General features: G+C 63.3%; 25 protein-coding genes. 3 read left to right on the top strand and 22 right to left on the bottom strand.

Translation table 11 applies throughout. From position 1 onward, the window contains the following. Positions 1-2 precede the first annotated feature (2 nt). Both ACXJ16_RS04560 and ACXJ16_RS04555 read left to right on the top strand, forming a co-directional pair. Positions 3-1,286 carry a citrate synthase gene (locus ACXJ16_RS04560; protein WP_054437623.1) on the top strand — a complete coding sequence of 428 codons (1,284 nt, stop codon included), beginning with the start codon at positions 3-5 and terminating at the stop codon, positions 1,284-1,286. 267 nt (positions 1,287-1,553) lie between these two features. Next, a complete protein-coding gene (locus ACXJ16_RS04555; protein WP_324695412.1) occupies positions 1,554-1,778 on the top strand; it encodes a hypothetical protein in 225 nt (74 codons plus the stop codon). 7 nt (positions 1,779-1,785) lie between these two features. Here ACXJ16_RS04555 and ACXJ16_RS04550 read toward each other — a convergent pair whose 3' ends face one another. The 4 genes from ACXJ16_RS04550 to ACXJ16_RS04535 all read right to left on the bottom strand — a co-directional run bounded on the left by ACXJ16_RS04550 (position 1,786) and on the right by ACXJ16_RS04535 (position 5,724). After that, a complete protein-coding gene (locus ACXJ16_RS04550) occupies positions 1,786-3,162 on the bottom strand; it encodes a sensor histidine kinase (protein ID WP_324695414.1) in 1,377 nt (458 codons plus the stop codon). After that, positions 3,162-4,115: a hypothetical protein gene (locus tag ACXJ16_RS04545; RefSeq protein WP_463921480.1), complete on the bottom strand. Its 954-nt coding sequence runs from the start codon at positions 4,113-4,115 to the stop codon at positions 3,162-3,164. The genes ACXJ16_RS04550 and ACXJ16_RS04545 overlap by 1 nt, the downstream gene beginning before the upstream one ends. Before the next feature lie 35 nt (positions 4,116-4,150). After that, a complete protein-coding gene (locus ACXJ16_RS04540; protein ID WP_463921478.1) occupies positions 4,151-5,332 on the bottom strand; it encodes a hypothetical protein in 1,182 nt (393 codons plus the stop codon). A gap of 89 nt (positions 5,333-5,421) precedes the next feature. Then, entirely contained in the window at positions 5,422-5,724 is a 303-nt protein-coding gene (locus ACXJ16_RS04535) for an Hpt domain-containing protein (protein ID WP_185997323.1), read from the bottom strand. A 69-nt stretch (positions 5,725-5,793) separates the two neighbouring features. Between ACXJ16_RS04535 and ACXJ16_RS04530 the strand changes: the two genes are divergently transcribed. Then, positions 5,794-8,451, top strand: a complete 2,658-nt coding sequence (locus ACXJ16_RS04530) for a coiled-coil domain-containing protein (protein ID WP_324695572.1) — start codon at positions 5,794-5,796, stop codon at positions 8,449-8,451. Positions 8,452-8,491: 40 nt separating this feature from the next. Here ACXJ16_RS04530 and ACXJ16_RS04525 read toward each other — a convergent pair whose 3' ends face one another. The 18 genes from ACXJ16_RS04525 to ACXJ16_RS04440 are packed head-to-tail and all read right to left on the bottom strand — an operon-like array spanning position 8,492 to position 25,963. Next, positions 8,492-8,782: a DUF1467 family protein gene (locus tag ACXJ16_RS04525; protein WP_054437634.1), complete on the bottom strand. Its 291-nt coding sequence runs from the start codon at positions 8,780-8,782 to the stop codon at positions 8,492-8,494. A gap of 10 nt (positions 8,783-8,792) precedes the next feature. After that, complete coding sequence (locus ACXJ16_RS04520) at positions 8,793-10,418, bottom strand: ribonuclease J (protein WP_324695574.1); 1,626 nt, start codon at positions 10,416-10,418, stop codon at positions 8,793-8,795. Then, positions 10,415-11,194, bottom strand: coding sequence for a type III pantothenate kinase (locus ACXJ16_RS04515; protein WP_054437641.1), 780 nt, complete (start codon positions 11,192-11,194; stop codon positions 10,415-10,417). The genes ACXJ16_RS04520 and ACXJ16_RS04515 overlap by 4 nt, the downstream gene beginning before the upstream one ends. A gap of 10 nt (positions 11,195-11,204) precedes the next feature. Beyond that, on the bottom strand, positions 11,205-11,921 hold the full coding sequence (locus tag ACXJ16_RS04510; protein WP_463921476.1) for a biotin--[acetyl-CoA-carboxylase] ligase: 717 nt from the start codon (positions 11,919-11,921) through the stop codon (positions 11,205-11,207). Then, positions 11,918-13,381: an NADH-quinone oxidoreductase subunit NuoN gene (gene nuoN / locus ACXJ16_RS04505; RefSeq protein WP_054437642.1), complete on the bottom strand. Its 1,464-nt coding sequence runs from the start codon at positions 13,379-13,381 to the stop codon at positions 11,918-11,920. Before nuoN ends, ACXJ16_RS04510 begins: the two co-directional genes overlap by 4 nt. Continuing rightward, the gene (locus ACXJ16_RS04500; RefSeq protein ID WP_054437687.1) at positions 13,381-14,916 is read right to left on the bottom strand and encodes an NADH-quinone oxidoreductase subunit M; all 1,536 of its coding nucleotides are present in this window, start codon (positions 14,914-14,916) and stop codon (positions 13,381-13,383) included. Before ACXJ16_RS04500 ends, nuoN begins: the two co-directional genes overlap by 1 nt. A 4-nt stretch (positions 14,917-14,920) precedes the next feature. After that, on the bottom strand, positions 14,921-17,023 hold the full coding sequence (gene nuoL / locus ACXJ16_RS04495) for an NADH-quinone oxidoreductase subunit L (protein ID WP_132469006.1): 2,103 nt from the start codon (positions 17,021-17,023) through the stop codon (positions 14,921-14,923). 4 nt (positions 17,024-17,027) lie between these two features. After that, the gene (gene nuoK / locus ACXJ16_RS04490) at positions 17,028-17,333 is read right to left on the bottom strand and encodes an NADH-quinone oxidoreductase subunit NuoK (protein WP_054437643.1); all 306 of its coding nucleotides are present in this window, start codon (positions 17,331-17,333) and stop codon (positions 17,028-17,030) included. Further along, the gene (locus ACXJ16_RS04485) at positions 17,330-17,947 is read right to left on the bottom strand and encodes an NADH-quinone oxidoreductase subunit J (RefSeq protein ID WP_054437644.1); all 618 of its coding nucleotides are present in this window, start codon (positions 17,945-17,947) and stop codon (positions 17,330-17,332) included. Before ACXJ16_RS04485 ends, nuoK begins: the two co-directional genes overlap by 4 nt. 12 nt (positions 17,948-17,959) lie before the next feature. Continuing rightward, a complete protein-coding gene (nuoI, locus tag ACXJ16_RS04480) occupies positions 17,960-18,445 on the bottom strand; it encodes an NADH-quinone oxidoreductase subunit NuoI (RefSeq protein ID WP_054437645.1) in 486 nt (161 codons plus the stop codon). After that, the gene (nuoH, locus tag ACXJ16_RS04475; protein ID WP_054437647.1) at positions 18,442-19,488 is read right to left on the bottom strand and encodes an NADH-quinone oxidoreductase subunit NuoH; all 1,047 of its coding nucleotides are present in this window, start codon (positions 19,486-19,488) and stop codon (positions 18,442-18,444) included. The genes nuoI and nuoH overlap by 4 nt, the downstream gene beginning before the upstream one ends. Continuing rightward, positions 19,485-21,503 carry an NADH-quinone oxidoreductase subunit NuoG gene (nuoG, locus tag ACXJ16_RS04470; protein WP_463921475.1) on the bottom strand — a complete coding sequence of 673 codons (2,019 nt, stop codon included), beginning with the start codon at positions 21,501-21,503 and terminating at the stop codon, positions 19,485-19,487. The genes nuoH and nuoG overlap by 4 nt, the downstream gene beginning before the upstream one ends. After that, entirely contained in the window at positions 21,503-22,804 is a 1,302-nt protein-coding gene (gene nuoF / locus ACXJ16_RS04465) for an NADH-quinone oxidoreductase subunit NuoF (RefSeq protein ID WP_132469005.1), read from the bottom strand. Before nuoF ends, nuoG begins: the two co-directional genes overlap by 1 nt. Then, entirely contained in the window at positions 22,804-23,472 is a 669-nt protein-coding gene (locus tag ACXJ16_RS04460; RefSeq protein WP_185997316.1) for a complex I 24 kDa subunit family protein, read from the bottom strand. Before ACXJ16_RS04460 ends, nuoF begins: the two co-directional genes overlap by 1 nt. Beyond that, positions 23,465-23,665 carry a hypothetical protein gene (locus ACXJ16_RS04455; RefSeq protein ID WP_054437656.1) on the bottom strand — a complete coding sequence of 67 codons (201 nt, stop codon included), beginning with the start codon at positions 23,663-23,665 and terminating at the stop codon, positions 23,465-23,467. Before ACXJ16_RS04455 ends, ACXJ16_RS04460 begins: the two co-directional genes overlap by 8 nt. Then, complete coding sequence (locus ACXJ16_RS04450; RefSeq protein ID WP_054437657.1) at positions 23,662-24,012, bottom strand: nuclear transport factor 2 family protein; 351 nt, start codon at positions 24,010-24,012, stop codon at positions 23,662-23,664. The genes ACXJ16_RS04455 and ACXJ16_RS04450 overlap by 4 nt, the downstream gene beginning before the upstream one ends. After that, complete coding sequence (locus ACXJ16_RS04445) at positions 24,009-25,220, bottom strand: NADH-quinone oxidoreductase subunit D (protein WP_054437659.1); 1,212 nt, start codon at positions 25,218-25,220, stop codon at positions 24,009-24,011. Before ACXJ16_RS04445 ends, ACXJ16_RS04450 begins: the two co-directional genes overlap by 4 nt. After that, a complete protein-coding gene (locus tag ACXJ16_RS04440) occupies positions 25,217-25,963 on the bottom strand; it encodes an NADH-quinone oxidoreductase subunit C (RefSeq protein ID WP_054437660.1) in 747 nt (248 codons plus the stop codon). The genes ACXJ16_RS04445 and ACXJ16_RS04440 overlap by 4 nt, the downstream gene beginning before the upstream one ends. Positions 25,964-25,965 lie beyond the last annotated feature (2 nt).

Here is a 25,965-nt window from a genome sequence, read left to right as displayed (position 1 = left end):
TGGTGGGTGATCAGGTCAAACTGAATGCTGGTGGCACGGAATTCGACTATCCCGTGCTCAAGGGCAGCGTCGGCCCGGATGTCATCGATATCCGCAAGCTCTATGCCCAGACGGGCAAGTTCACGTACGATCCGGGGTTCACGTCGACGGCGAGCTGCGAGAGCGCGCTGACCTACATCGACGGCGACGAGGGCGTCCTGCTCCATCGCGGTTACCCGATCGGTCAGCTGGCCGAGAATTCGTCGTTCATGGAAGTCTGCTATCTCATGCTGAACGGCGAACTGCCGAACGGCGGTGAGCTCGACAACTTCTCGAACACCATCACGCGCCACACCATGCTCCACGAGCAGCTGGCGAACTTCTACCGCGGTTTCCGCCGTGACGCCCACCCGATGGCGATCATGTGCGGTGTGGTCGGCGCCCTTTCGGCGTTCTACCACGATTCGACCGACATCTCCGATCCCGAGCATCGCAAGATCAGCTCGCACCGCCTGATCGCCAAGATGCCGACGATCGCCGCTGCGGCCTACAAGTACTCGGTCGGACAGCCCTTCCTCTACCCGGATAACTCGCTGAGCTACACGGGCAACTTCCTGCGCATGACCTTCGGCGTGCCTGCGGAAGAGTATGAAGTGATCCCCGCCGTCGAAAAGGCGATGGACCGTATCTTCATCCTCCACGCCGACCACGAGCAGAACGCCTCGACCTCGACCGTGCGCCTTGCCGGTTCGTCGGGCGCGAACCCGTTTGCGTGCATCGCGGCCGGTATCGCCTGCCTCTGGGGTCCTGCCCATGGTGGCGCGAACGAAGCCGCGCTCAACATGCTCAAGGAAATCGGTACGCCGGACAAGATCCCGCACTACATCGAGCGCGCGAAGGACAAGAACGATCCGTTCCGCCTGATGGGCTTCGGCCACCGCGTCTACAAGAACTACGATCCGCGCGCCACGGTCATGCAGAAGACCGTCCGCGAGGTGTTCGACGCGCTCAAGGTCACCGACCCGCTGTTCGAGACGGCCCTGCGCCTCGAGGAAATCGCGCTGAGCGATCCGTACTTCGTCGAGAAGAAGCTCTTCCCGAACGTCGACTTCTATTCGGGCATCATCCTCTCGGCCATCGGTTTCCCGACCACGATGTTCACCGCGCTCTTCGCTCTCGCCCGCACCGTGGGCTGGGTCGCGCAGTGGAACGAAATGATCTCCGATCCCGGCCAGAAGATCGGTCGTCCGCGCCAGCTCTACACCGGCCCGACGCAGCGCGATTACATCCCGCTCGACAAGCGCTGAGACTGAGCAGCAAAGTATCGCGAGACATTGCGATAATTCGAAGAGGCCCTCGCGAAAGCGGGGGCCTTTTTCGTTGTGCTTCGGCTGACGTCGCAGCGGCGAACCGGCTCTTCGAAAAATCGGGGTGTCGCACGCGATGAGCGGGGAGTATCCTGCTGGCAGGAACAACTTGCGAATCAATTGCGCGGCGTCCGCAGGAACTTCACAGATCCAGCCACATTCTCGCCGCAAGTTGCTGTCAGGTGTCAAAATTCCTTTGGAGGAATCATGATGCTGTTCCTCAGAATTCTTGTGATCCTTGTTGGACTATGCGCCATCGGCATGGGTATCCTGCTCGTCGGCCAGGGTACGGGCGTCGTCCCATGGCCATTGGACAGCTTCATGCTGGATGACCGTGGATGGGCGATACGCGGCGCCGTGATGGCAGCCGTGGGCGGCATCCTGATCTGGCTCGCCCGTCGCGGGAATGGCGCCAGCAACAACCACCTCTAGGTGAGGTTCAGGCCTCGGGGTCTGCCGGCACTTCCAGAATGAAACGAGCCCCCTGCCCCGGAGCGCTTTGCACCGACAGTTCGCCGCCCATCGCGCGGGCCAGACTGCGCGATATATAGAGGCCGAGCCCGGAACCGCCGTCGCCGCTGCGGCCAAGGCGCTCGAATTTCTCGAAGACCTTCTCCTGGCTCTCCTGCGAGATCCCCGGCCCCTGGTCAGCCACGATCACGCGCGCACGGTCGCCGGCCGCTTCCAGTCGGAGCCAGATGTGGGACTGTTCGGGAGAATAGCGGATCGCATTGCCGATGAGGTTGAGCAAAACTTGAAGAACGCGGCGATATTCCGCCACGGCGGGAAGCGCCTCCGCTGCGTGCGGGGCCTCGATCACGATGTTCTTCTCCCGCGCCCGTACATTCAGGATGCCCGCTGCCTGCCGCGCAAGTTCGGACAAGTCCACATGGTCCGGCGCGGTGCTGAAGCCTTCGGTCTCCACGACTTCGAGATCGGCAAGATCGCCGAGGAGATCGAGCAGCAGCTTTCCTGCGCCCGCAATTTCTCCGGCATATTCCGCGTAGGCATCCGGCAGTGGCCCGGCGAGGCGCGTGCGGATGGTCTCGGCATTGGCGATGATGCGCGAGATCGGCTGCCGCAGGACCGGTGCCAGATCCTGCCCGACAAGACTCCGGCGAAGCATGGGCTCCATCGGCTCACGCGCCGGCGCGGCGGTGGAAGCCGGGGTATCGGAGACCAGCAGCAGTTCGAAACCGGCAGGGTCGAAGCCCGGGCGCATGTGCGGAACCAGCGAGACGCGCCAGGATCGCTGCGAACCCGGCACCGCGACCCGCACGCCGTCAAGAAGGCGCCAATGCAGCGGCTGCTGATGCGTGACATTCTCGGGGGGAAGAAATTCCGTCCAGAGTTGCCCGAACCCCGTTTCCATCGCCGCCGTCACGTCAGCGAGTTCCGCACTGTCCGACATGACGGCAAGCACGCGCTGCCCGGCGTCAAGCTGTGCGCTCAATTCGGCAAGGTGGCGATCGATCATGGTCCGGCGACGTTCGACCGACGCGGCATCCTCCACCGGTGCCGGCGCAGTCTGCCAGTTACGAACCACGATCTGGCAACCTTCGCCCCGTCCCTGCGGCTCGACTTCGACCCAGGCGGTGATCACGTCGCCGCCGTCGTGCGCGCTGACGGCGCGCGCGAGGCGAAAACCATAGCGACGGGCCTTGCGAACGAGTTCGAGAAGTTCGGGCACGGCGATAGTACCGGGCAGTTCCCCGCCGCAACGCTCCTGCAAACCCGCCAGCGGTTCGTCCGCTTCCAGCAATCGGTCCTGCGCATCGCAAACAGCGCGGGCGATGATGGTGCCTTCCATCAGCATCAGCCGCCGTGCCGCCCGGTTGCCAGAATAGATGCGGCCAGATCGCTGCCGAGCCTCTCAAAGCCGTCTGGCAACATCGCTTCGGGGTGAATGGCCAGAAACTGCTTTTCGATGTCGGCAGCCTTCAGCCCCGCTGCGCGCAAGGCAAGGGCGAGACGCGCCAGTTGCGCCTCATGGGTGGCGAGCACCGCTGCCTCCCGGCGCAGGCCGGAACCGATCGCCAGAGCCGTAAGGAACAGCGCGGCGCCGGCATGTCCTACCGAAAGCGCGGCGTGGAACGCGGCGCCAAGGCCGGTCACCAGCCTTGCCGAAAGGCCAAGGCGGGTCGCGCCTTCATCGTAGCGGCGGCGCACATCGGCCTCCACCAACACAAGACGCTCCATCCGTTCGGGACTGCCCGCTACCATGCCGCGAACAGCCAGCAGCGCTCGGTGCAGCAGTTCACCCGGCAGTTCGGTAAGGCTGAGGCTCATGCGGCGCTGGCGCTGGCACCAGCGCGCCTGTGACGCGAGCCATTTGACGGCAATCCCCTGCACAGTGCTGTCGGGCGAAGAAGCCATGGCCTGCACCAGCGGTGAAACGACGGGATCGAGCGCCAGACGCGACTGCAGGCGCTCGGTCATTTGCCATTCGAGTGCAAGCGCATGAACGTGCGAGAGAATCAGCGGGTCGCCCATGAACATCCGCGCCAGATCCTCGATATCTTCGGACATCTGGACGGCTGTGGATCCGTCAGCGTGAAGAGGCTCGATCACTCCGCGCGCCAGTTCCGCCAGCATCCCGCGAACCCGCGCAAGAATTTCGTCACTGAACAGCGCGCTGTCTTCCGCCGCCAGCAGATATTGGAGGATCGGAAGTACGCTCTCGGCCATGGCGTCGCCGCGCGCGAGGTCCGCGCGAAGCAATGCCTCCGCGGTCTGGTCGTCGGCCGGATGAACAGCGTTGTCGATCATCCGTCCCGTTTACCTTGTATCTGGTTAAGCCCCGGTTAGTTCTTCCGACGTAGCGGAAGAACCATGCCGATCACAACGAGCACGATCGCCAGAACTTCCACCAGCGGCTCAACTTGCCCGAATCCTGCGGCAAAAGCCAGCACCAGTCCCAATGTGGCACGGTCCGCCGCGAGAGATGCCGCCGTTCCGGATACGAAACGCGGGATCATCACCAGCAGCATCATCAACATGGCCGGCGGGAACATCCAGGAGATGAGTGATTCTCCACCAAGCCGAGCGATCCCTGCCAGCAAGGAAAGCCCGAAAGCAGTGTCCACCAGCCATCCCAGCACATCGGCACGCGGGATTGCGGGAGGCAGTTGTCCGAGCGCATGACGCTCGGCAGACCGCAGCAGGCGGCTCGCCTCCACCAGCACCGATGCAAGCGCGAGGAACAGGAAACCGGCGGCCACGAAACTGAACCAGACGAGACCGCCCGCGATCGCCAGTGCCCCAAGTACCGCCGCGCTGAGCACATTGCTGGCATTGCCGGCATGCAGCAGCGAGGAGCCGAAGTTGAGCACGCCGTAACGAGCGACCGCGCGCCCGGGCGAAACCTTGTCCCCACCCTCGAACCGGCCGCGCAGCCATTCCATCTCAACCGCGTGAGCTTCGCCCTCATCGCGGATCAGGCGCCAGTCCACACCGCTCCGTGCCGCAGCAGGGACTTCGCGCATCGGCACACCGGACTGCAGGGCAATGCGCATCAGGGCGGAGATAACGTCGCAATCGGCCGGAAGTTCGTGAAGATTTTCAACCAGATGTCCAGGAATTCTCATAATTCCCGCAGATGCACGGTTGATGTCGATACGTTCGAAACCCGCCGCCAGCGCCCCTTCGACCGGCTGCACGAGGACTGCCGGCGATCGTCCTTCGAACAAGGGCACGACGCCGGAAGGCTCCGCGAAAAGGCCCTCGCCAATCACCACGAGTTCGTCATTCGCCGTGACAAGCCCGGAAAGGGGTCGCGATCCCGTGGCGATGTAGAATTGCAGCCCGGCATCTTCTGCCATGTGCTGCAAGGCAATCAGATCTGGAGACGGGCCGCGTGCAAGGCAGATCACCCGCTGGCAGTCGAGCGCAAGGGCCATGCCCAGCTGGTGCTGCGCCAAGGTCGCGCCGCCCACCCGCAGGAAGGCGCGCGGGATCGACTGGCCCGCCACGGCGGGCTCCATCATGGCGAGCAAGGCAATACGCAGTTTGGTAAACTCCAGCGACCGTCAACCTGTAGGCAATGGCCGTGCCAGTGCCAAGCACCGCAGGCACATCAGTCGGCGGAAAACTCCGTGAGATAGGCCTTGAGCTTGCGAATGACGGCCGGCTCGCCCGGCGCAGACTGAAGCGCCTCCTCTGCCAGTACCAGAAGCTTCATGGAATGGAAGCTCGCCGCGAGCCCCTTGAGCCGCATCGCGGCAAGATGCCAGTTCCCATCACATCGCGACCGCGCGAGAAGGTCGGCCTGCCGCATCACGCTTTCTGCGTAGGATGCGCGCAATTCGGCAAAAAGCGCAGAATCCCCGCCTGCCGCGGCGGCGAGGGTCGCTTCGAGGGCACCTGCTTCGTAAGCCATTTCCCCAGCTTAATGACGAACGGGTTAAAGGAGGGTTTATCGCAGCTTCGCGCGTGGTATCCTGCGGCCATGGCTGGGGAAAACAGGATCATCGCGTTCGGCGCGAACGGCAATGACGGCAATTCTGTCGAAGGCAATCCGGACCGGACCGAAGGGGCTCCCCCTTCCTCCGAGGCGCACGGCGAGATGACCGTCCCGGAAGAGGCCTGGCACGAAGCCTGGGTTGCCTCCGAAGGCGAGGCATCGCCGCCGCACAGGTTCGACTGGACCGTGCCGGCACTCGCCGGCGCAGCCGCGATCGGCTGGACAGCATTCTTCCTCTATGCCCAGTGGCCGGTCCTGCGTGCAGGGATCACCGCCGACGCGGTTCCGCCGCTGATGGTCCAGTTGACGGTTCCGCTGCTTCTCATTGCGGTAGGCTGGCTGCTGGCGCTGCGTCACAGCACCCGCGAAGGGCAGCGCTTCGGCGACGTGGCGCGCATGCTTTCCACCGAATCCGCGCAGCTTGAGACACGCCTCACCGCCGTGAACCGCGAACTTAGCCTCGCACGCGAATTCATAGCCGCCCAGTCCCGCGATCTCGAAGCGCTCGGCCGCATCGCCGCCGAACGGCTCTCCAGCAATGCCGAACGGCTCCAGGACCTGATCCGCGATAACGGCGCCCGTGTCGATTCGATCAGCGGCGTCAGCCAGGCCGCGCTCGACAACATGGAGAAGCTCCGCGGGCAATTGCCCGTCATCGCCAGTTCGGCCAAGGACGTCACGAACAATATCGGCAATGCCGGGCGCGCAGCACATGTGCAGCTCGAAGACATGATAAACGGCTTCAACCGCCTCAACGAATATGGATCTGCAAGCGAACGGCAGGTCGCAAACTTGCGAGAAGCGGTCGATGGTGCACTGGGCGAGATCGCCGCGCGCTGCGAGCAGGTCGGCGCCCTCGCCGATGAACGCTTTGCCGCACTTACCGAACGCGGCCAGACCTTCCGCCTCGATCTGGACCGTCACGAAGTCGAAGCCCTCGCCTCGATCCGCACTCGCGCTGCTGCCTTGGAAGACGAGATTTCCCAGTCCCGCGCACAGCTTGATCTGCATGAAGCGGAAAGCCTGACCTCTCTCCGTGCCCGCCTCGTCGCCCTGCGCGAGGAAAGCGATGTGGTTTCGCGAGCCCTGCGCGACGGCGAAGGACGCGCCGCAGCGGCCTGGCGCCAGGCTCTCGACGAATTGCATGAGGAACAGGGGGAAGTCGCGCGCGGCATCGCTCTTACCCAGGATGCCGCCGTTTCCGCCTTGCGCGGCTCCGTCGCCGCCATCGGCAATGATGCCCAGGCGCTTGACCGTGCGATTGCCGAGCGCCGCGAGCAGCTCGACAAAGACACCAGCGAGCGCCAGTTGCGCCAGGCCGAGCAGGAACGCCGCGCCATTACCCGCATCGAACACATGCTCGGCGAACTCGACAATGCCATGTCCGAAAGGCTCGAACGCCAACGCCTGCAGGCGGCCACTCTCGGCGAACGTGCTGCCGCCATCACCGGGGAACTGGGCACTTACGAGGCGCGCTTCGGCGCCATCGCCACCAGCAGCGAGGCTCTGGAAAACCGTCTGCGCGGTAGCCTGACTTCGCTTACCGAACGGCTGACTGCCGCCCGTGCCACGCTTCTCGCCACAGACGGCGATGCAGAGAAACTGACCGAGACTAGCGTGCGGCTGCTCGAACTGATCCAGGGCAGCGCCCGGTACGCCCATCATGACTTGCCCGAAGCTCTTGCAGTTTCGGAAGATCGGCTCAACCGGCTTCAGGCCGGCGTCGCCACCGTGCTCGAAGCGCTTCGCCAATCCGCGCAGAGCGGTGCGGAACTGGCCGGCGGCGTCGAACAATCGGGCGAAAACCTCAAGTCGCTTGCAGACGAACTCTCGGCGATGCACTCCGAGCTTTCAGAGCACGGCGTGGCCCACGGAAAGTTGCTGGACGTCCTTCGCACCACGATAGCCGATATCGACAGTGCGACACAGAACGCTGCCGGTAAGGCCAGCGGCGAGTTGAGCAATGCACTGGCCGCGCTGGACAAGACGATCCACGAAGTCGTTGCGAATATCGAAACCGACGCGGCTGCGCGAATTGCAAAAGTCGCTGACGAGCTCGGAGCCGAAAGCGCCAGCGCCATCGACAAGTCCATGCGGACCCGCGTAGCGGAAGTGACCGGCCAGCTCGATCAAGCCGTAGCGCATGCCTCCGGCGCCGCTCGTGAGGCCACGATCCAGCTTCGCGACCAACTCACCAAGGTCGACGAACTGGTCGGCAATCTCGAAAGCCGCGTCACCCATGCGCGCGAGCGTGCCGAGGAGCAGGTGGACAATGACTTCGCACGTCGTGTCGCGCTCATCACCGAATCGCTCAATTCCAATGCGATCGACATCGCCTCAGCCCTGTCCAGCGAAGTTTCCGATACGGCCTGGGCATCCTATCTTCGCGGTGATCGCGGGATCTTCACGCGCCGCGCGGTTTCCCTGCTCGACGCGGGCGAGGTCAAGTCGATCCAGCAGCTCTTCGAACGTGACGATGCCTTCCGCGAGCATGTGAGCCGCTACATTCACGATTTCGAGTCGATCCTGCGGCAGATACTGTCCACTCGCGACGGCAACGCACTGGGCGTTACCCTGCTCTCGTCCGACATGGGCAAGCTCTACGTAGCGCTGGCCCAGGGCATCGAGCGGCTGCGGAGCTGAAAGGTCAAGGCGGCTGGAGCTGGCTCAGCCGCCCATTTCCTTAGTAACCGAGGTCCTGAACCGGCGGCTTACCGAAGAAATTAAGATCACTGACAGTGATCCATTGCTGCGCATAATTGACGTAGTAGAGGCCGAACAGCACCATGGCGAGAACCGTGGCGCGCTTCGCGATCAAGCGAGGGCGGAAGTTCACGGGCGCACTGTCCGCATGACCCTTCTCAACCCGATATCCCTCGACTTCGTTCGGCGTGCGCAGGCCGAAAGGCATGACGAGGAAGGCGCTCAGGACCCAGAACAGGCCGTAGATCGCCACCATCGAAGTCCACTGCATCGCCATATCGTCAGTCCTCCAGCAGCATCACCTGCACTTGCGGCTTCTTGCCCGACCAGCGGGTAGCGGCACGCCGGGCGGCAAGGCGCGCAGCCTCGACACGCACTTCGCGATCGGATTTCTTGGCGCGGCCGAGTGCATCGGCAACGTCGCGCTGCGCTTCCTCGACGAACTTGGGATAGTCCTCGTCAAGCGGAAGGCCGATAGCCGCAACCTTCACATGCCCGCGCCGGTCCGCAGCCACCGAGACCACGCCGTTGGACGCGATCCGGCGGCGCATGATCATGGCATCGCCGTCAGCCGGGGCAATGATGTCGCCGTCGAGGATCAGCCGCCCAGCGCGCACTTCGCCGAACTTGCCCGGATTTCCGGGAGCAAGCCGAACCAGATCGCCGTTCTTCTGGAAGACCGCCTTGGGAATTCCGCTTTCAAGCCCAAGCCGGGCCTGTTCGCGCATGTGGCGGATTTCGCCGTGAACGGGCAGCAGGATTTCAGGACGTATCCAACCATAGAGCGCGACCAGCTCCGGCCGTCCGGGATGACCCGAAACGTGGATCATGCTCTGCCGGTCCGTGACGATCACGATGCCTGCGTCCGAAAGGCGGTTCTGGATACGACCGATGGAGATTTCATTGCCGGGAATCTGGCGGCTTGAGAACAGGACGACGTCGCCCTTCTCAAGCTTGATCGGATGATTGCCGTCGGAGATACGCGAGAGCGCCGCACGCGGCTCGCCCTGCCCGCCCGTGGCCACGATAAGCACTTCGCCGCGCGGAAGATCCATCGCGGTTTCCACGTCGATCAGTTCGGGCAGCTTCTTGAGATAGCCGCTGGCCTGACCGGTCTCGATTATGCGGTCCAGCGAGCGCCCGGCCACGCAAAGCTTGCGATTGGTCTTGCGCGCGACTTCGCCCAGCGTCTGCAAACGGGCCACGTTCGAGGCGAACGTAGTGACCAGGACACGCCTGCCGCGATGCATCTTCACTTCCTCCAGCAGCCCGCGATAGACATCGCCTTCGGAACCGGACGCCTGCGGATTGAACACGTTGGTAGAATCGCAGACAAGCGCGAGAACGCCGTCATCGCCAATCGCCGTGAGTTCGGCCTTGGTCGCAGGCGTGCCGACTTGCGGTTCATCGTCCAGCTTCCAGTCGCCCGTGTGGAAGATGCGGCCGAACGGCGTATCGATCAGCAGCGCGTTGCCTTCGGCGATCGAATGGGCCAGCGGAACGTAGCGGATACCGAAAGGACCGATCTGGAACGCGTCGAGGTGATCGATCACGATCAGTTCGACTTCGCCGAGGATACCTGCTTCTTCCAGCTTGGCAGCGACGAGGCGCGCGGTGAAAGGCGTCGCATAGATCGGAACATCGAGTTCCTGCGCGAAATAGGGAACCGCGCCGATATGATCCTCGTGCGCGTGCGTGAGAACGATGCCCAGAAGGTTCTCGCGCTCGCCTTCGATAAAGTCGAGATCGGCGAAGACGAGGTCCACCCCCGGGTATTCGTTCATCCCGAAGGTCATGCCCAGGTCGACCATCAGCCACTTGCCCTGGCAGCCGTAGAGATTGACGTTCATGCCAATCTCGCCCGACCCACCGAGCGCACAAAACAGCAGTTCGTTACCTGGAATCACTTCTTGGATGCCCTTTCGGCAAGAATTGCGAGGCCTTCGAGCGTCAGGTCGGGATCGACCGCGTCGAAAATACTGGAAGCCTCGTCGAACAATACGGCTAGCCCGCCGGTCGCTATGACCTTGGCGGGGCGCCCGATTTCGGCGCGCATGCGGGCGATCAGGCCCTCCATCATCGCCACGTAACCCCAGAACACGCCGATCAGCATCTGGTCCTCGGTATTACGGCCGATCACGCTCTTCGTCGCAGGCACCGCGATGGCGATACGCGGCAGCTTGGCCGTATTCCCCACCAGAGCATCAAGCGAGAGATTGATGCCCGGCGCGATGATGCCGCCCTTGTAGGCGCCGCGATAGTCTACCACGTCGAAAGTCGTCGCGGTGCCGAAATCGACGACGATGAGATCGCCGCCATGGCGTTCATGCGCGGCGATGGCATTGACCGCGCGGTCTGCGCCGAGCGACTTGGGCTGATCGACATCGATGTCGATCGCATAGTCCGCCTTGCCAACGCCTGCGACCAGCGGTTCGACATCGAAGTAATGCCGGCAGAGAATTTCGAGGTTGTGCAGCGCACGCGGAACCACGGTGGAAATGATGATGCTGTCGATCTCATCGGCGGCAACGCCGCGGATCGAGAGAAGCTGCATCAGCCAGACCGCATATTCATCACCCGTGCGGCGCGGATCGGTGGCGATGCGCCAGCGACCGCGCAAGGTGCGGCCCTCGAACAGCGCGAAGACGACATTGGTGTTGCCGGCATCGATGGCAAGCAGCATGGAATTTCCTTCAGGCGAGCGAGACGTCACCGGCGTGGACGACACGTAGGGACCCGTCGGCAAGACGCAAGCGCAATGCTCCATCCGGGTCAAGCCCGGCAAAGGCGCCCGGGACCATCCCTTCCTCATCCATGGCCACCAACAGTGGAGTGCCCTGCGGATGGGCGTGGCGGGTCCATTCGGCCAGCGTGGATGCCAGTCCTTCGGATCGCCACCGCACCAGACGTGCGGCAAAGCAGGACGCCAGATCGCCCAGGACGGCCTGTGCATCGCCGCTATGGGCAGGGTTTTCCGAAAGGATCGAAGTGGTTGCCCGGTCCGGCAGCCGAGGCGCGCTTACCACGTTGACGCCGATGCCGGCGATCACATGATCGCCCGTGCGCTCCAACAGGATGCCGCAGATCTTGGCGCCGCCGACCAGTACGTCGTTCGGCCACTTCAACTGGCAATCCGTGCCCCCGCGAAGCCGCAGGGCCATGAGATCGCGCACGGCAAGCGCGGCGACGAAAGCCAGCGTGTGGACGGGAGGGTCATCGGCTCTCAGCGCGATAACGGTGCTGGCGTAGAGATTGCCCTCAGGCGAAGACCATTGGCGACCGCGGCGGCCGCGTCCGGCGCTCTGCCTGACCGCACGCAGCCAGAAACCTTCCGCAAGCCCCTCCCCGGCGCCGAGGCGCCGGGAAAGGTCCGCGTTGGTGGAAGCGGTCTCTTCGACGACCTCGATCAAAGGCCGGTGAACAGAGCGGCCGAAGCCGTTTCAGTCAGGTGGCCGAGCCACTTGGTGAGCAGGAAGCCGAGCGGCGAGATAAACACGCACGAACCCACGAGGATCAGCTTGTGCCAGATGTCGCTCTCTCCCTGCACCACGTCGGCAGGTTCGTCGAAGTAAACGACCTTGACGACCTTGAGGTAGTAGAAAGCGCCGATCACCGAGGCCGCGAAGCCGATGGCGGCAAGCGCAATCATGCCGCCGTCCACAGCCGCCTTGAACACCAGGAACTTGCCCCAGAACCCGAAGAGCGGCGGAATACCGGCAAGGCTGAACATGATCATCGCCAGCGCCAGGGACAGGCCCGGACGGCTGCGCGAAAGGCCGGCCATCTTGGCGATGTCCTCGACCGGGTTACCGTCGGCATCTTTGAGCATGAGGATCACGACGAAGCCGCCCACCGTCATCGCAACGTAGATTGCGAGGTAGAACAGCATGGCCGAAATGCCCTGCGGGGTTGCCACGGCAAGGCCGACGAGCATGAAGCCGACGTTGTTGATCGACGAATAGGCCATCAGTCGCTTGATGTTCGACTGGCCGATGGCGCCAAGGGCACCCACGACGATCGAGGCGAGCGCGGCGAAGACCACGATCTGCTGCCAGGCAGCCGCCTGGTCGCCAAAGGCTTCGACGGCAACGCGCATGGTCAGGCCGAGCGCTGCGACCTTGGGGGCCGTGGCGAAGAGCGCGGTAACCGGGGTCGGCGCGCCTTCATAGACGTCCGGCGTCCACATGTGGAACGGAACGGCACTGATCTTGAAGGCAAGGCCGGCGAAGACGAAGACGATGCCGAACAGCGCGCCGTTCGAGAGACCGTGCACCATCGAGGCACTGATACCGGCAAACGAGGTGGTTCCGGCGAAGCCATAGGTCAGGCTCATGCCGAAGAGCATGATACCCGAAGCCAGCGCGCCCAGCACGAAGTACTTGAGGCCGGCTTCGGCCGAACGACCGTCAGTGCGCAGGAACGCCGCGAGGACGTAAGCGGCCAGCGAGTTCATTTCGAGGCCGATGTAGAGCGTCAGCAGGTCGGTAGCCGAGACCATCATGCCCATGCCCAGCGAGGCGAGGAGCACGAGAACCGGATACTCCGCACGCATCGCCTTGAAGCGGTCGAAGTAGGCCGGGGCGATCACCAGCGACACGGCGGCCGAGAGGTAGATCAGGATCTTGGCATAGGACGCGAAGGCGTCGGCACGGAACTGGCCGAAGAAGGCCGAGGTTTCGGCACCCATGGCGCCGCCGCAAAGCGCGGGGGCGACCAGGATGCCGGCGGCGACGAGCGCCGCCACGGCGAGAACGGAGATCAGCCTGGCTGCCTTGTCACCGCCCCAGGCGGCAATGAGGAGCAAGACGAGGCTTGCGACGCTAAGCGTTTCTTCCGGCGCGATAAGGCGCAGCGACTGTGACCAGTCCATCAGTGTGCCCCCTCATGCGCGGCTGCTTCTTCATGTGCAGGCTTTTCCTTGCCCATGACCAACTTGGCGTCTCCTTCCGGCTTTGCGCGAGCGAGCCGGGCGTCGAGTGCGGCAATATCTGCGCGCATCGGAGCGATGAAGCTCTCGGGATAGACGCCCATCCACAGGACCGCGAGGCCGAGCGGGATCACCATCAGGTATTCACGCAGGTCGAGGTCGGCCATGGCGGCGGCATCGGCATTCTTCTGGTCGCCAAAGACGACACGGCGATAGAGGTAGAGCATGTAGGCGGCACCCAGGATGATGCCGGTGGTGCAGATCAGCGCCGTCCAGCTCGATGCCTGGTAGATACCGCCGAGGCTCAAGAATTCGCCGACGAAACCGCTGGTGCCCGGAAGGCCGATCGAGGCCATCGTGAAGAGCAGGAAGAACAGCGCATAACGCGGCATGTTGATGGCAAGACCGCCGTAGCGGCTGATCTCACGGGTGTGCAGGCGATCGTAGATGATGCCGACGCTGAGGAACAGCGCGCCCGAGACGAGACCGTGGCTCAGCATGACCAGCATCGAGCCTTCGAGGCCCTGCGGATTGAAGGCGAAGAGACCGATGGTGACGATCGCCATGTGCGCGACCGACGAATAGGCGATCAGCTTCTTCATGTCGTCCTGCACCAGCGCGATGAGCGAGGTGATGACGACAGCGGCCATCGACAGGCCCCAGACCAGCGGCGCGAAGTAGGCCGAAGCTTCCGGGAACATCGGCAGCGAGAAGCGGATGAAACCGTAGCCGCCCATCTTCAGCAGCACGCCTGCCAGGATCACCGAGCCCGCGGTCGGCGCCTGAACGTGCGCCGCCGGGAGCCAGGTGTGGACCGGCCACATCGGCATCTTCACCGCGAAGCTGGCGAAGAAGGCGAGCCACAGCCAGGTCTGGACCTGCGGATCGAAGTCATAGGTCATCAACGTGGGGATGAAGGTCGTGCCGGCGGTGTGGACCATCCACAGCATCGCCACGAGCATCAGCACCGAGCCGAGCAGCGTGTAGAGGAAGAACTTGTAGGAGGCGTAGATGCGATCCGCGCCACCCCAGATGCCGATGATCAGGTACATCGGAATGAGGCCGGCTTCGAAGAACATGTAGAACAGGAAGATATCCTGGGCCGTGAAGACGCCGATCATCAGCGTTTCGACGAGCAGGAACGCCGCCATGTATTCGCCCACGCGCTTCTCGATCGAGTTCCAGCTCGCGCCGATGCAGATCGGCATGAGGAAGACGGAAAGCTCGATCAGGAGCAGCGCGATACCGTCGATGCCGAGGGCGTAGGAGAAGCCCGAGAACAGCTCGTGCCGTTCCTGGAACTGCCACTGCGCACCGCCGACGTCGAAGTTCAGCCAGAGGACGACACCAAGGGCAAGGTTCGCAAGGGTGGCGAGAAGCGCCACCATGCGTGCCGATTTGGCATCAAGGTAGAGACATGCCAGCGCCGCCGCGAGCGGCACCAGCAACATCAGACTGAGGATCGGAAAACCACTCATCATCTTATCCCGCGATCACCCAGCTGATGGCGCCGACAAGGCCCAGCAGCATGACAAGAGCGTAGCTGTACAGATAGCCCGACTGGACCTTCTGCGCGTAAGTCGAACCCCTGGCGACGACCCAGGCCGCACCGTCGGGACCGAACTTGTCGATCACGCCGATATCCAGGATCTTCCAGAACACCTTGCCGAGCCAGAATGCGGGACGGACGAAGATGATGTTGTAGAGCTCGTCGAACATCCACTTGCGGTACACGAAGGTGTAGACCGGCCCGAGCTGTTCGGCGACTGCCTTGGGGAACGAGATGTTCTTGATGTAACCGTACCATGCGGTCAGCAGGCCCAGCGACATCACGGTGAACGGCGCCCACTTCACCCAGGTCGGCACGCCGTGCATGGCGTGGATCAGGTGTTCGTGGAAGACCAGCGCACCCTTCCAGAACTCACCCGTCCCTTCCGAGACGAAGGCATGCTGGAAGACGAAGCCGGCAAGTACCGCGCCCGTTGCCAGGATCAGCAGCGGCAACAGCATGACCAGCGGGCTCTCGTGCGGGTGATAGCCACCCGTACCGTCGCCATGCGCCGTGTAGTCCGGACCGCGCGAACCGAGTTCGGGAGCCGCGTGAGCATGTGCATCATCGGCATGGTCGTCATGTGCGTGATCGTCATGACCATGGTCGTCGTGACCGTGGCCGTGCGCATCATGCACCGCGTGCTGGATATGCTCCGACTGGATCCAGCGCGGCTTTCCGAAGAAGGTCAGGAAGACCAGGCGCCAGGAGTAGAAGCTGGTCATCAGCGCAGCGGCGATGCCCATCCAGAAGGCGAAACCGCCAACTGCCGTGCCCGAACCGAACGCCGCCTCAAGGATGGCGTCCTTCGAGTAGAACCCTGCGAAGCCGACGAAGCCCGCGATACCAACGCCGGTGATGGCCAGCGTACCCGCCGTCATCGTCCAGAAGGTGATCGGGATGTGCTTACGCAGAGCGCCGTAGAAGCGCATGTCCTGCTCATGGTGCATCGCATGGATCACCGAGCCCGCACCGAGGAACAGCAGTGCCTTGAAGAAGGCGTGCGTGAACAGGTGGAACATGGCCGCGCCATAGGCGCCGACGCCGGCGGCGAAGAACATGTAGCCGAGCTGCGAACAGGTCGAATAGGCGATGACGCGCTTGATGTCCCACTGCGTGCAGCCGACGGTGGCCGCGAAGAAGCAGGTGCAGGCGCCGACGAAAGCCATGACGTGCATCGCCGTTTCGCTGGTCTCGAACATCGGGGACAGGCGGCAGACCATGAAGACGCCCGCGGTGACCATGGTGGCCGCGTGGATCAGCGCCGACACCGGGGTCGGGCCTTCCATCGCGTCCGGAAGCCAGGTGTGCAGGCCGAGCTGCGCCGACTTGCCCATCGCGCCCACGAACAGCAGGAGGCAGATCACGGTCATCGTGTCGAAGCGATAGCCGAGGAACCCGATGGTCGAACCGGCCATGCCGGGCGCCGCGTGCAGGATCTCGGGGATCGAGACCGTGCCGAACACCAGGAAGGTGGCGAAGATGCCGAGCATGAAGCCAAGGTCACCCACGCGGTTGACCACGAAGGCCTTGATCGCGGCGGCACCGGCCGAAGGCTTGCGGAACCAGAAGCCGATCAGGAGATACGAGGCAAGACCCACGCCTTCCCAACCGAAGAACATCTGCACCAGGTTGTCAGCGGTCACCAGCATGAGCATGGCGAACGTGAAGAGCGACAGGTACGCGAAGAAGCGCGGCTGATCCGGCTCCTCGCTCATGTAGCCCCAGGAATAGAGGTGAACGAGCGCGGAAACGGAAGTCACGACGACGAGCATGACCGCAGTCAGCGAGTCCACGCGCAGCGACCAGTCGAAGGTCATCGCGCCCGACTGGACCCACTTGAGCACCGGGACAACGGCAGCTTCGGCGTTTCCGGTCAGGAAACCGATGAAGATCGGCCAGCTCAACGCACAGGCGACAAACAGCGCGCCGGTCGTCAGGACCTTTGCGGGGACGTGGCCGAGCTGCTTGTTGCCCAGCCCGGCGATGATCGCTGCCAGTAACGGCAGGAAGACGATGATCAGGATCGGGTGCAAGGCCTTATCCCTTCATCCGGTTGACGTCGTCGACGGCGATGCTGCCGCGGCCACGGAAATAGATCACGAGGATAGCAAGCCCCACTGCGGCCTCGCCGGCAGCGACCGTCAGCACGAACATCGCAAAGATCTGGCCCGTGAGGTCGTGCAGGAACGCGCTGAACGCGACGAGGTTGATGTTGACCGCAAGCAGGATCAGTTCGATCGCCATGAGCAGAACGATGACGTTCTTGCGGTTCAGGAAAATGCCGAGGACGCCGAGCACGAAGAGGATCGAGCTCACGACCACGTAATGTTCGACGCCGATCACAGCGAAACCCCCTTGCCGACTTCCGGCTTGACGTTGACGGTCGCCTCATCAGGGCGACGCGCGATCTGCTTGCTGACCTTCTGGCCGCGCGTGTCACCGCGCTGACGGTGAGTCAGGACAATGGCGCCAACCATCGCGACGAGCAGGATCAGGCCGGCCGCTTCGAACAGGAACAGATAGCGGCTGTAGAGCAGTCCGCCGATGGCCTCGATGTTGGATGCACCGGTCGGCGTCGCTGCCGTACCGTCAGGCGTGCCGAGGTTCAGGGCGCCGGCCTTGTAGGCACCAAGGCCCAGCACCATCTCGGCAAGCAGCACCACGGCTACAAGCATCCCGAGCGGGAAGTTCTTGACGAACCCTGCCCGCAGTTCGGCGAAGTCGATGTCGAGCATCATGACGACGAACAGGAAGAGCACCGCGACCGCGCCGACGTAGACGATGACGAGCAGCATGGCGATGAACTCGGCACCGGTGAGCATCATGAGCCCGGCGGCGTTGAAGAACGCCAGGATCAGGAACAGCACCGAATGGACCGGGTTACGGGAAAGGATGGTGGCGGCCGCCGAAGCGATCGTCAGCACCGCAAAAAGGTAGAAGGCGAAAGTCTGGATCATGTCCGCGGCCCCCTATCGGTACGGTGCGTCGGCTTCAAGGTTAGCGGCGATAGCACGCTCCCACTTGTCCCCGTTCGCCAGCAGCTTGGCTTTGTCATAAAGCAGTTCTTCGCGCGTTTCGGTCGCATATTCGAAGTTCGGCCCCTCGACGATGGCGTCCACCGGGCAGGCTTCCTGGCAGAAGCCGCAGTAGATGCACTTCGTCATGTCGATGTCGTAGCGCGTGGTACGGCGCGAACCGTCATCGCGCGGCGCGGCTTCGATCGTGATCGCCTGCGCCGGGCAGATCGCCTCGCAAAGCTTGCAGGCGATGCAGCGTTCCTCGCCGTTGGGATAACGGCGAAGGGCGTGCTCACCACGGAAGCGGGGCGAAAGCGGGTTCTTCTCGAAGGGGTAGTTGATCGTCGCCTTGGGCTTGAAGAAATACTTCAAGGTCAGCCAGTGCGCCTTCACGAACTCCCAGAGCGTGAAGCTCTTTATGAGTTGTCCGACGGTCATTGGAAGTGTCCGGTAGCCATGAGGTAGCCGCTGACGAGTACGACGAACAGCAGCGATACGGGCAGGAAGACCTTCCAGCCCAGGCGCATCAACTGGTCATAGCGGTACCGGGGAACGGTAGCCTTGATCCAGCTGAACACGAAGAAGAAGAAGAAGACCTTGAGCAGGAACCATACGAAGCCCGGCACGAGGTAGAGAACGGGGATGTCGAGCGGCGGCAGCCATCCGCCCCAGAACAGCGTCGCATTGAGCGCGCACATCAGGAGCACGTTGGCATATTCGCCCAGCCAGTATGCGGCGAATGCCATCGACGAATATTCGGTCTGGTAACCGGCGACGAGTTCCGATTCCGCTTCGGCAAGGTCGAAGGGCGCGCGCTGCGTTTCCGCAAGGCTCGAAATCAGGAACATGACCCACATCGGGAACAGCAGCGGGTTAGCGACGAAACCGTTGATGATGCCGAAGACGTGGCCCTTCTGCGCCCAGACGATGTCGTTCATGTTGAACGTGCCCGCCCACAGCACGACGCAGATCAGGATGAAGCCGATCGAGACTTCATACGAGATCATCTGCGCCGAAGCGCGCATCGCCGAGAAGAACGGGTACTTCGAGTTCGAAGCCCAGCCCGCCATGATCGTGCCGTAGACACCCAGCGAACTGATCGCGAGGATGTAGAGCAGGCCGATGTTGATATTGGCCAGGATCGCGCCCGAATTGAACGGGATCACCGCCCAGGACAGCAGCGCCAGCGTGAAGGTCACGATCGGCGCGATCAGGAACAGGCCCTTGTTCGCAGCCGAGGGAACGATGGTTTCCTGAAGGAAGACCTTCAGGCCGTCCGCGAAGGACTGAAGCAGGCCGAACGGGCCGACCACGTTGGGGCCGCGGCGCAGCGCCATGGCAGCCCAGATCTTGCGGTCGACATAGATGATCATGGCGACGGCCAGCATCAGCGGCAGCGCGATGAGCAGGATGCCGCAGACGGTGGATACGAACCATGCCCACTCGTAGCTCATCCCGAGATTCTGGAAGAAAGCGGTCATTCCGCGGCCTCCGCCAGGTCTTCACCGTGAAGCAGTTCGGCCGAGCAACGCTGCATGACGGCGCTCGCGCGGGCGATCGGGTTGGTCATGTAGAAGTCCTTGATCGGATAGGCGATCTGGCCGGCAGCGGAAGCGCCCCCGGCAGGCAGAACGCTCCCGTAGTCGGCGAGGCCTTCGCTGCCAAGTGCAGGAACTTCCTCGATCATTGCATTTCGCAACTGATCGAAGCTGTCGAACCCGACCGAGACGCCGAAAGCGTCGGCAAGGGCGCGAAGGATGGTCCAGTCCTCGCGGGCATCGCCTGGAGCGAACACGCCCTTGTCGGACCACTGCACGCGGCCTTCGGTGTTGACGTAAGTGCCGGCCTTTTCGGTATAGGCCGAAGCCGGCAGGATGACGTCAGCGGCATGAGCGCCCTTGTCGCCGTGATGACCGATGTAGACGATCATCGAACCGGCGAACTGGGTGAAGTCCACTTCGTCGGCGCCGAGCGCGAGCAGAACCTTGGGCTTGGCGGCGACGAGATCGGCAATGCCGCCCTTCTGCGCGTAGCCGAGCATCAGGCCGCCCATGCGGGCCGCTGCCATGTGGAGGACGTTGAAACCGTTCCACGGGGTGCCGTCTTCAAGATCGCGAACCAGGTTGAACTGGGCAGCGAGCGCGAGGCCCGCTTCCAGACCGCCACGGCCGAGCGCCGCACCACCGAGGATGACCGCCGGACGCTTCGCGTTCGAAAGCGCATCGGCGACGTTCTGCGGAAGATTGCCGAGGACCGAGAGGTCTTCGCCGAGGAATTCGCCGCCGAAGGTGGTTTCCCACTCGGGACCGACGAGGAACACCTTGGCGCCCCGCTTCACCGCCTTGCGCAGGCGGACGTTGAGAAGCGGCGCTTCCCAGCGCACGTGGCTGCCGGCGATCAGGATCGCGTCGGCGGTCTCGATCCCTGCGAACGTGGTGTTGAAGTTGACGGCGGCGAGGCTGTCGGTTGCATAGTCCATCCCGGTCTGGCGCCCTTCGATGAGCGTCGAACCGAGCGCGCCGACCAGCTTCTTGGCGGCGAACATCGTTTCGCAATCGACCATGTCGCCGGCGACCGCAGCGATCGAGTTGCCCGGGTTCAACGTGGCGATGGCGGCGAAGGCCTCGTTCCAGCTGACCGCGACGAGCTTGCCGTCACGGCGCAGGAACGGCTTGTCGAGACGGCGCTTGGTAAGGCCGTCGACCATGTAGCGCGCCTTGTCGCTGATCCATTCCTCGTTGACGTCGTCGTTGTTACGAGGAAGCACGCGGAGCACTTCGCGGCCGCGCGCATCGATGCGGATGTTGGCACCGGTGGCGTCCGACACATCGATGCCCAGCGTCTTCTTGAGTTCCCAGGGGCGGGCCTCGAATGCGTAGGGACGCGAGGTAAGTGCGCCAACCGGGCAGAGATCGATCACGTTGGCCGACATCTCATGCTTGGCAGCATGCTCGAGATAGGTGGTGATCTGCATGGACTCGCCGCGATAGAGCGCGCCGATCTCGTCCACACCTGCGATCTCTTCCGAGAAGCGCACGCAGCGGGTGCAGTGGATGCAGCGCGTCATCGTCGTCTTGATGAGCGGGCCCATGTACTTTTCAGTGACCGCGCGCTTGTTCTCGTCGTAGCGCGAAGCGCCGCGACCGTAAGCGACGGACTGGTCCTGAAGGTCGCACTCGCCGCCCTGATCGCAGATCGGGCAATCGAGCGGGTGGTTGATGAGGAGGAACTCCATCACCCCTTCCCGCGCCTTCTTGACCATTTCGGAATCCGTGCGGATTTCCTGGCCTTCGGTAGCCGGAAGCGCGCACGAAGCCTGGGGCTTGGGCGGTCCGGGCTTCACTTCGACCAGGCACATGCGGCAATTGCCGGCGATGCTCAGGCGCTCGTGATAACAGAAGCGCGGGATTTCCTTGCCGGCAAGCTCGCAGGCCTGCAGCACGGTTGCGCCGTTGGGGACGTCGATCTCGACGCCGTCGACTTTGACCTTGGGCATTACTCGGCAGCCTCGCGGACGTTTTCGGCGATCCGGCGCTCAAGCTCCGGACGGAAATGACGGATCAGGCCCTGGATCGGCCACGCCGCAGCGTCGCCCAGAGCGCAGATGGTGTGGCCTTCGACCTGCTTGGTCACCTGCTGCAGCATGTCGATTTCCTCGACTTCCGCGTCGCCGGTGCGCAGGCGCTCCATCACGCGCCACATCCAGCCCGTACCTTCGCGGCAGGGGGTGCACTGGCCGCAGGACTCGTGCTTGTAGAAGTACGAGATCCGGCTGATGGCGCGGACGATGTCGGTGGACTTGTCCATGACGATGACGGCAGCGGTGCCGAGGCCCGAGCCGACAGCCTTCAGGCCGTCGAAGTCCATCGGAGCGTCCCAGATATCGGCGGCCGGAACCAGCGGAACCGACGAACCGCCGGGAATCACCGCCAGCAGGTTGTCCTTGCCGCCGCGAATGCCGCCGCAGTGACGCTCGATCAGTTCGCTGAACGGGATCGACATCTCTTCCTCGACCACGCAGGGACGGTTCACGTGCCCGCTGATCTGGAAGAGCTTGGTGCCCTTGTTGTTCTCTCGGCCGAAGCTGGAGAACCAGGCTGCGCCGCGACGCAGGATGGTGGGCGCAACAGCGATCGATTCCACGTTGTTGACCGTGGTCGGGCAGCCGTAGAGGCCTGCGCCGGCCGGGAACGGCGGCTTCAGGCGGGGCTGGCCCTTCTTGCCTTCGAGGCTTTCGATCATCGCGGTTTCTTCGCCGCAGATGTAAGCGCCGGCGCCGCGGTGGACGAAGACGTCGAAATCGTAGCCCGAACCGCAGGCGTTCTTGCCCAGCAGGCCGGCTGCGTAAGCCTCTTCACGCGCCGCGAACAGCGTCTCTGCCTCGCGGATGTATTCGCCGCGAATGTAGATGTAGGCCGCGCGCGCACCCATTGCGAAACCCGCGACCAGCGCACCTTCGAACAGGAGATGCGGGTCGTGGCGCATGATCTCGCGATCCTTGCACGAACCGGGCTCGGATTCGTCCGCGTTGATCACAAGGAAGCTGGGCTTCGGATTGCCGGCCTGGTCGAGCGGCGGCTGCTTGGGCATGAAGGACCACTTCATGCCGGTGGGGAAGCCCGCACCGCCGCGACCGCGCAGACCCGATGCCTTCATCTCGTCGATGATGGCGTCACGGCCGCGCTCGATCAGCGCCTTGGTGTTGTCCCAGGCGCCGCGCGCCTGCGCTTCCTTCAGGTTCCACGGCTGATAGCCGTAGAGGTTGGTGAAGATGCGATCCTTGTCGGCGAGAGCCATTACCACTCACTCCGATAGTCATGATTGGCCGTGATCATCGCGGCCAGGTTGGTCGGCTCACCGACGGGTTCGACGGTGTGACGGGCAGGATCCTGCGTCCCGGCCTTCGGCGTTTCACCACGCGCCAGCGCGTCGAGCACCGCGTTCAGGCGGTCCGACGTGAGGTCTTCGTAGTTGTCGTCGTTGATCTGGACCATCGGAGCCGAGGCGCAGTTGCCCATGCATTCGACTTCGGTGAACGACCAGAGGCCGTCTTCCGAAATGTGGCCCTTCTTCATGCCGCGCGACTTGCACGTGGCGAGAAGGTCGTCCGAACCACGCAGCATGCACGGCGTCGTGCCGCAGACCTGCACGTGAAAGCGGCCGATCGGCGCGATGTTGTACATCGTGTAGAACGTCGCGACCTCGACGACGCGGATTACCGGCATGTCGAGATATGCGGCGATGTATTCCATCACCGGGATCGGCAGCCAGCCCTGCGTGTTCAGCTCTGCACCGACCTGGCGCTGGGCGAGGTCGAGAAGCGGCATCACCGCCGAGCGCTGGCGCCCGTCGGGATAGCGGGACACGACTTCCTTCGCCTTTTCGGCGTTTTCGGCGGTCCAGGCGAAATTGCCCCAACGGGCCCGAAGTTCGGGCGAGTCGGGTTCGATATAGCGGTCAGCCATGCTTACCCCTGCGCTTCAGCCACTGGTCCTGGCCGAAAAGAAACAATTCGAAACCGCCGATCGCGGTTACCAGCATCGGCAGCACGGCCGTGGGCTGGAGACCGATATAGACGGCGGCAAAGTACCAAACCGCAAGGGCCACGCCGGTGACGGCGGCCCAGATGCGGGTCAGTTCGAGCGTGTTGAATTTCATCGGATGAACTCAACCCGCGAGCACTTGTCACCCTCGAAGCTGTAGACCGCGAGAACGTCGAAAGGCTCGACAAGATCGGAACCGTCCGTTGCCGGACCGCGCGTCACGTGTTCACGGAAAACGACATAGTTGTCGGTTTCTTCACGCGAAACGATCTCGGCCTTGTTCTCGGGCCACCTGGCGAAAGCCGCCTTGAGACCCGAGCGCGTGCCCTCCTTGCCCTCGCGAACCACAGCGCCGCGATAGTTCGCTTCGCTGGCTTCGTCGGTCATGTAGGTCACGTAGAGATCGGCATCCTGCGCGTTGTAGGCCGCGATCATGGCTTCGGCGATTGCGAGGCGGCTCAACGGTCGCACTCCCCGAACACGACGTCGATGGCGCCGAGGATGGCGGTCGCGTCAGGAAGCATGTGGCCCTTCGACATGAAGTCCATCGCCTGGAGGTGCGAGAAGGCGGTCGGGCGGATCTTGCAGCGATACGGCTTGTTGGAGCCGTCCGAGACGAGATAGACGCCGAATTCGCCCTTCGGGCTCTCGGTGGCGACGTAGACTTCACCGGCAGGCACATGGAAGCCTTCGGTGTAGAGCTTGAAGTGATGGATCAGCGATTCCATCGACTGCTTCATCTCGCCGCGCTTCGGCGGCGAAACCTTGCGGTCGGAGGAGGCGATCGGACCTTCCGGCATCTCGGCGAGGCACTGCTTCATGATCCGGGCCGACTGACGCACTTCCTCGACGCGGACCATGAAGCGGTCGTAGCAGTCAGAGTTGGTGCCGACGGGGATCTCGAAGTCCATGCGGTCGTAGACGTCGTAGGGCTGCGACTTGCGCAGATCCCAGGGAATGCCCGCGCCGCGGATCATCGGGCCGGAGAAGCCCCATGCCAGCGCGTCTTCCTTGCTCACCAGCGCGATGTCGACATTGCGCTGCTTGAAGATGCGGTTGTCGACCACGAGGCTCATCGCGTCCTCGAACAGCGTCGGCAGGCGGGTATCGAGCCAGTCGGCGATGTCGGTCAGCAGCTTGAGCGGCACGTCCTGATGAACGCCGCCTGGACGGAACCACGCGGAGTGCATGCGCGCGCCCGAAGCGCGTTCGAAGAAGTTGAGGCAATCCTCGCGGATTTCGAACAGCCACAGGTTCGGGGTCATCGCGCCCACGTCCATGACGTGGGAGCCGATGTTGAGCATGTGGTTGCAGATGCGCGTCAGCTCGGCGAACAGCACGCGAAGGTACTGCGCGCGGATCGGCACTTCGAGGTTGAGCAGCTTCTCGATCGCCAGGACGTAGGAATGCTCCATCCCCAGCGGCGAGCAGTAGTCCAGACGGTCGAAATACGGCAGCGCCTGGAGGTAGGTCTTGTGCTCGATCAGCTTTTCGGTGCCGCGATGCAGCAGGCCGACGTGCGGATCGATGCGCTCGATGATCTCGCCATCGAGTTCCATGACCATGCGCAGAACGCCGTGCGCCGCAGGGTGCTGCGGGCCGAAGTTGATCGTGTAGTTGGTGATGACTTCATCGCCGGTGGTCGGCGACTGCTCGAGCTGGATGCTCACTTGTCGTCTCCCTTCGCGGAATCGCCGGACTTCTCGGCAGCCTTGTCGTTCGCCTTGTCACCGGCGCCGGTATCAGCCTTGCTGTCGGTAGTCTTCGGCTTCTCGACCGGCGGCGGCGCAGGCTGCTGCGCAGCCTTCTCGTCGCCGGGAAGAACGTATTCGGCGCCTTCCCACGGGCTCATGAAGTCGAACTGGCGCAGGTCCTGCGCAAGCTTGACCGGTTCGTAGACGACGCGCTTGTCCTCTTCGGAATAGCGCAGTTCCACGTAGCCGGTCAGCGGGAAGTCCTTGCGGAACGGATGGCCTTCGAAACCGTAGTCGGTCAGGATGCGGCGCAGGTCCGGGTTGCCAGCGAAGATCACGCCGTACATGTCGAACACTTCGCGTTCGAGCCAGCCCGCGTTCGGCCACAGCGTGGTCACGGTGGGAACCGGCGTGTTCTCGGCCGCGGAAACCTTCACCATGAGGCGATGGTTCTTCGTCACCGAAAGCAGCATGTAGACGACTTCGAAACGCTCGGGCCGCGACGGGAAGTCGACGCCAGCCATTTCCATGAGCTGCTGGTATTCGTGATGGTCACGCAGCAGGCGCAGGGCGTTCTCGATCTGGTCGCGCGCGACGGTGAGCACGACTTCGCCGTGCTCCTCGCGGGCAGCGGTCAGCACCGGACCGAGTGCGGCCGAGAGAGTCTCGATCACACCTTCGTTCGAGGCGAATTTGGGGGCGGAATGCAGAACGGTCATCG

Source organism: Novosphingobium sp. TK71, from assembly GCF_055361505.1.
This window is presented reverse-complemented; position numbering and strand designations above follow the sequence as displayed.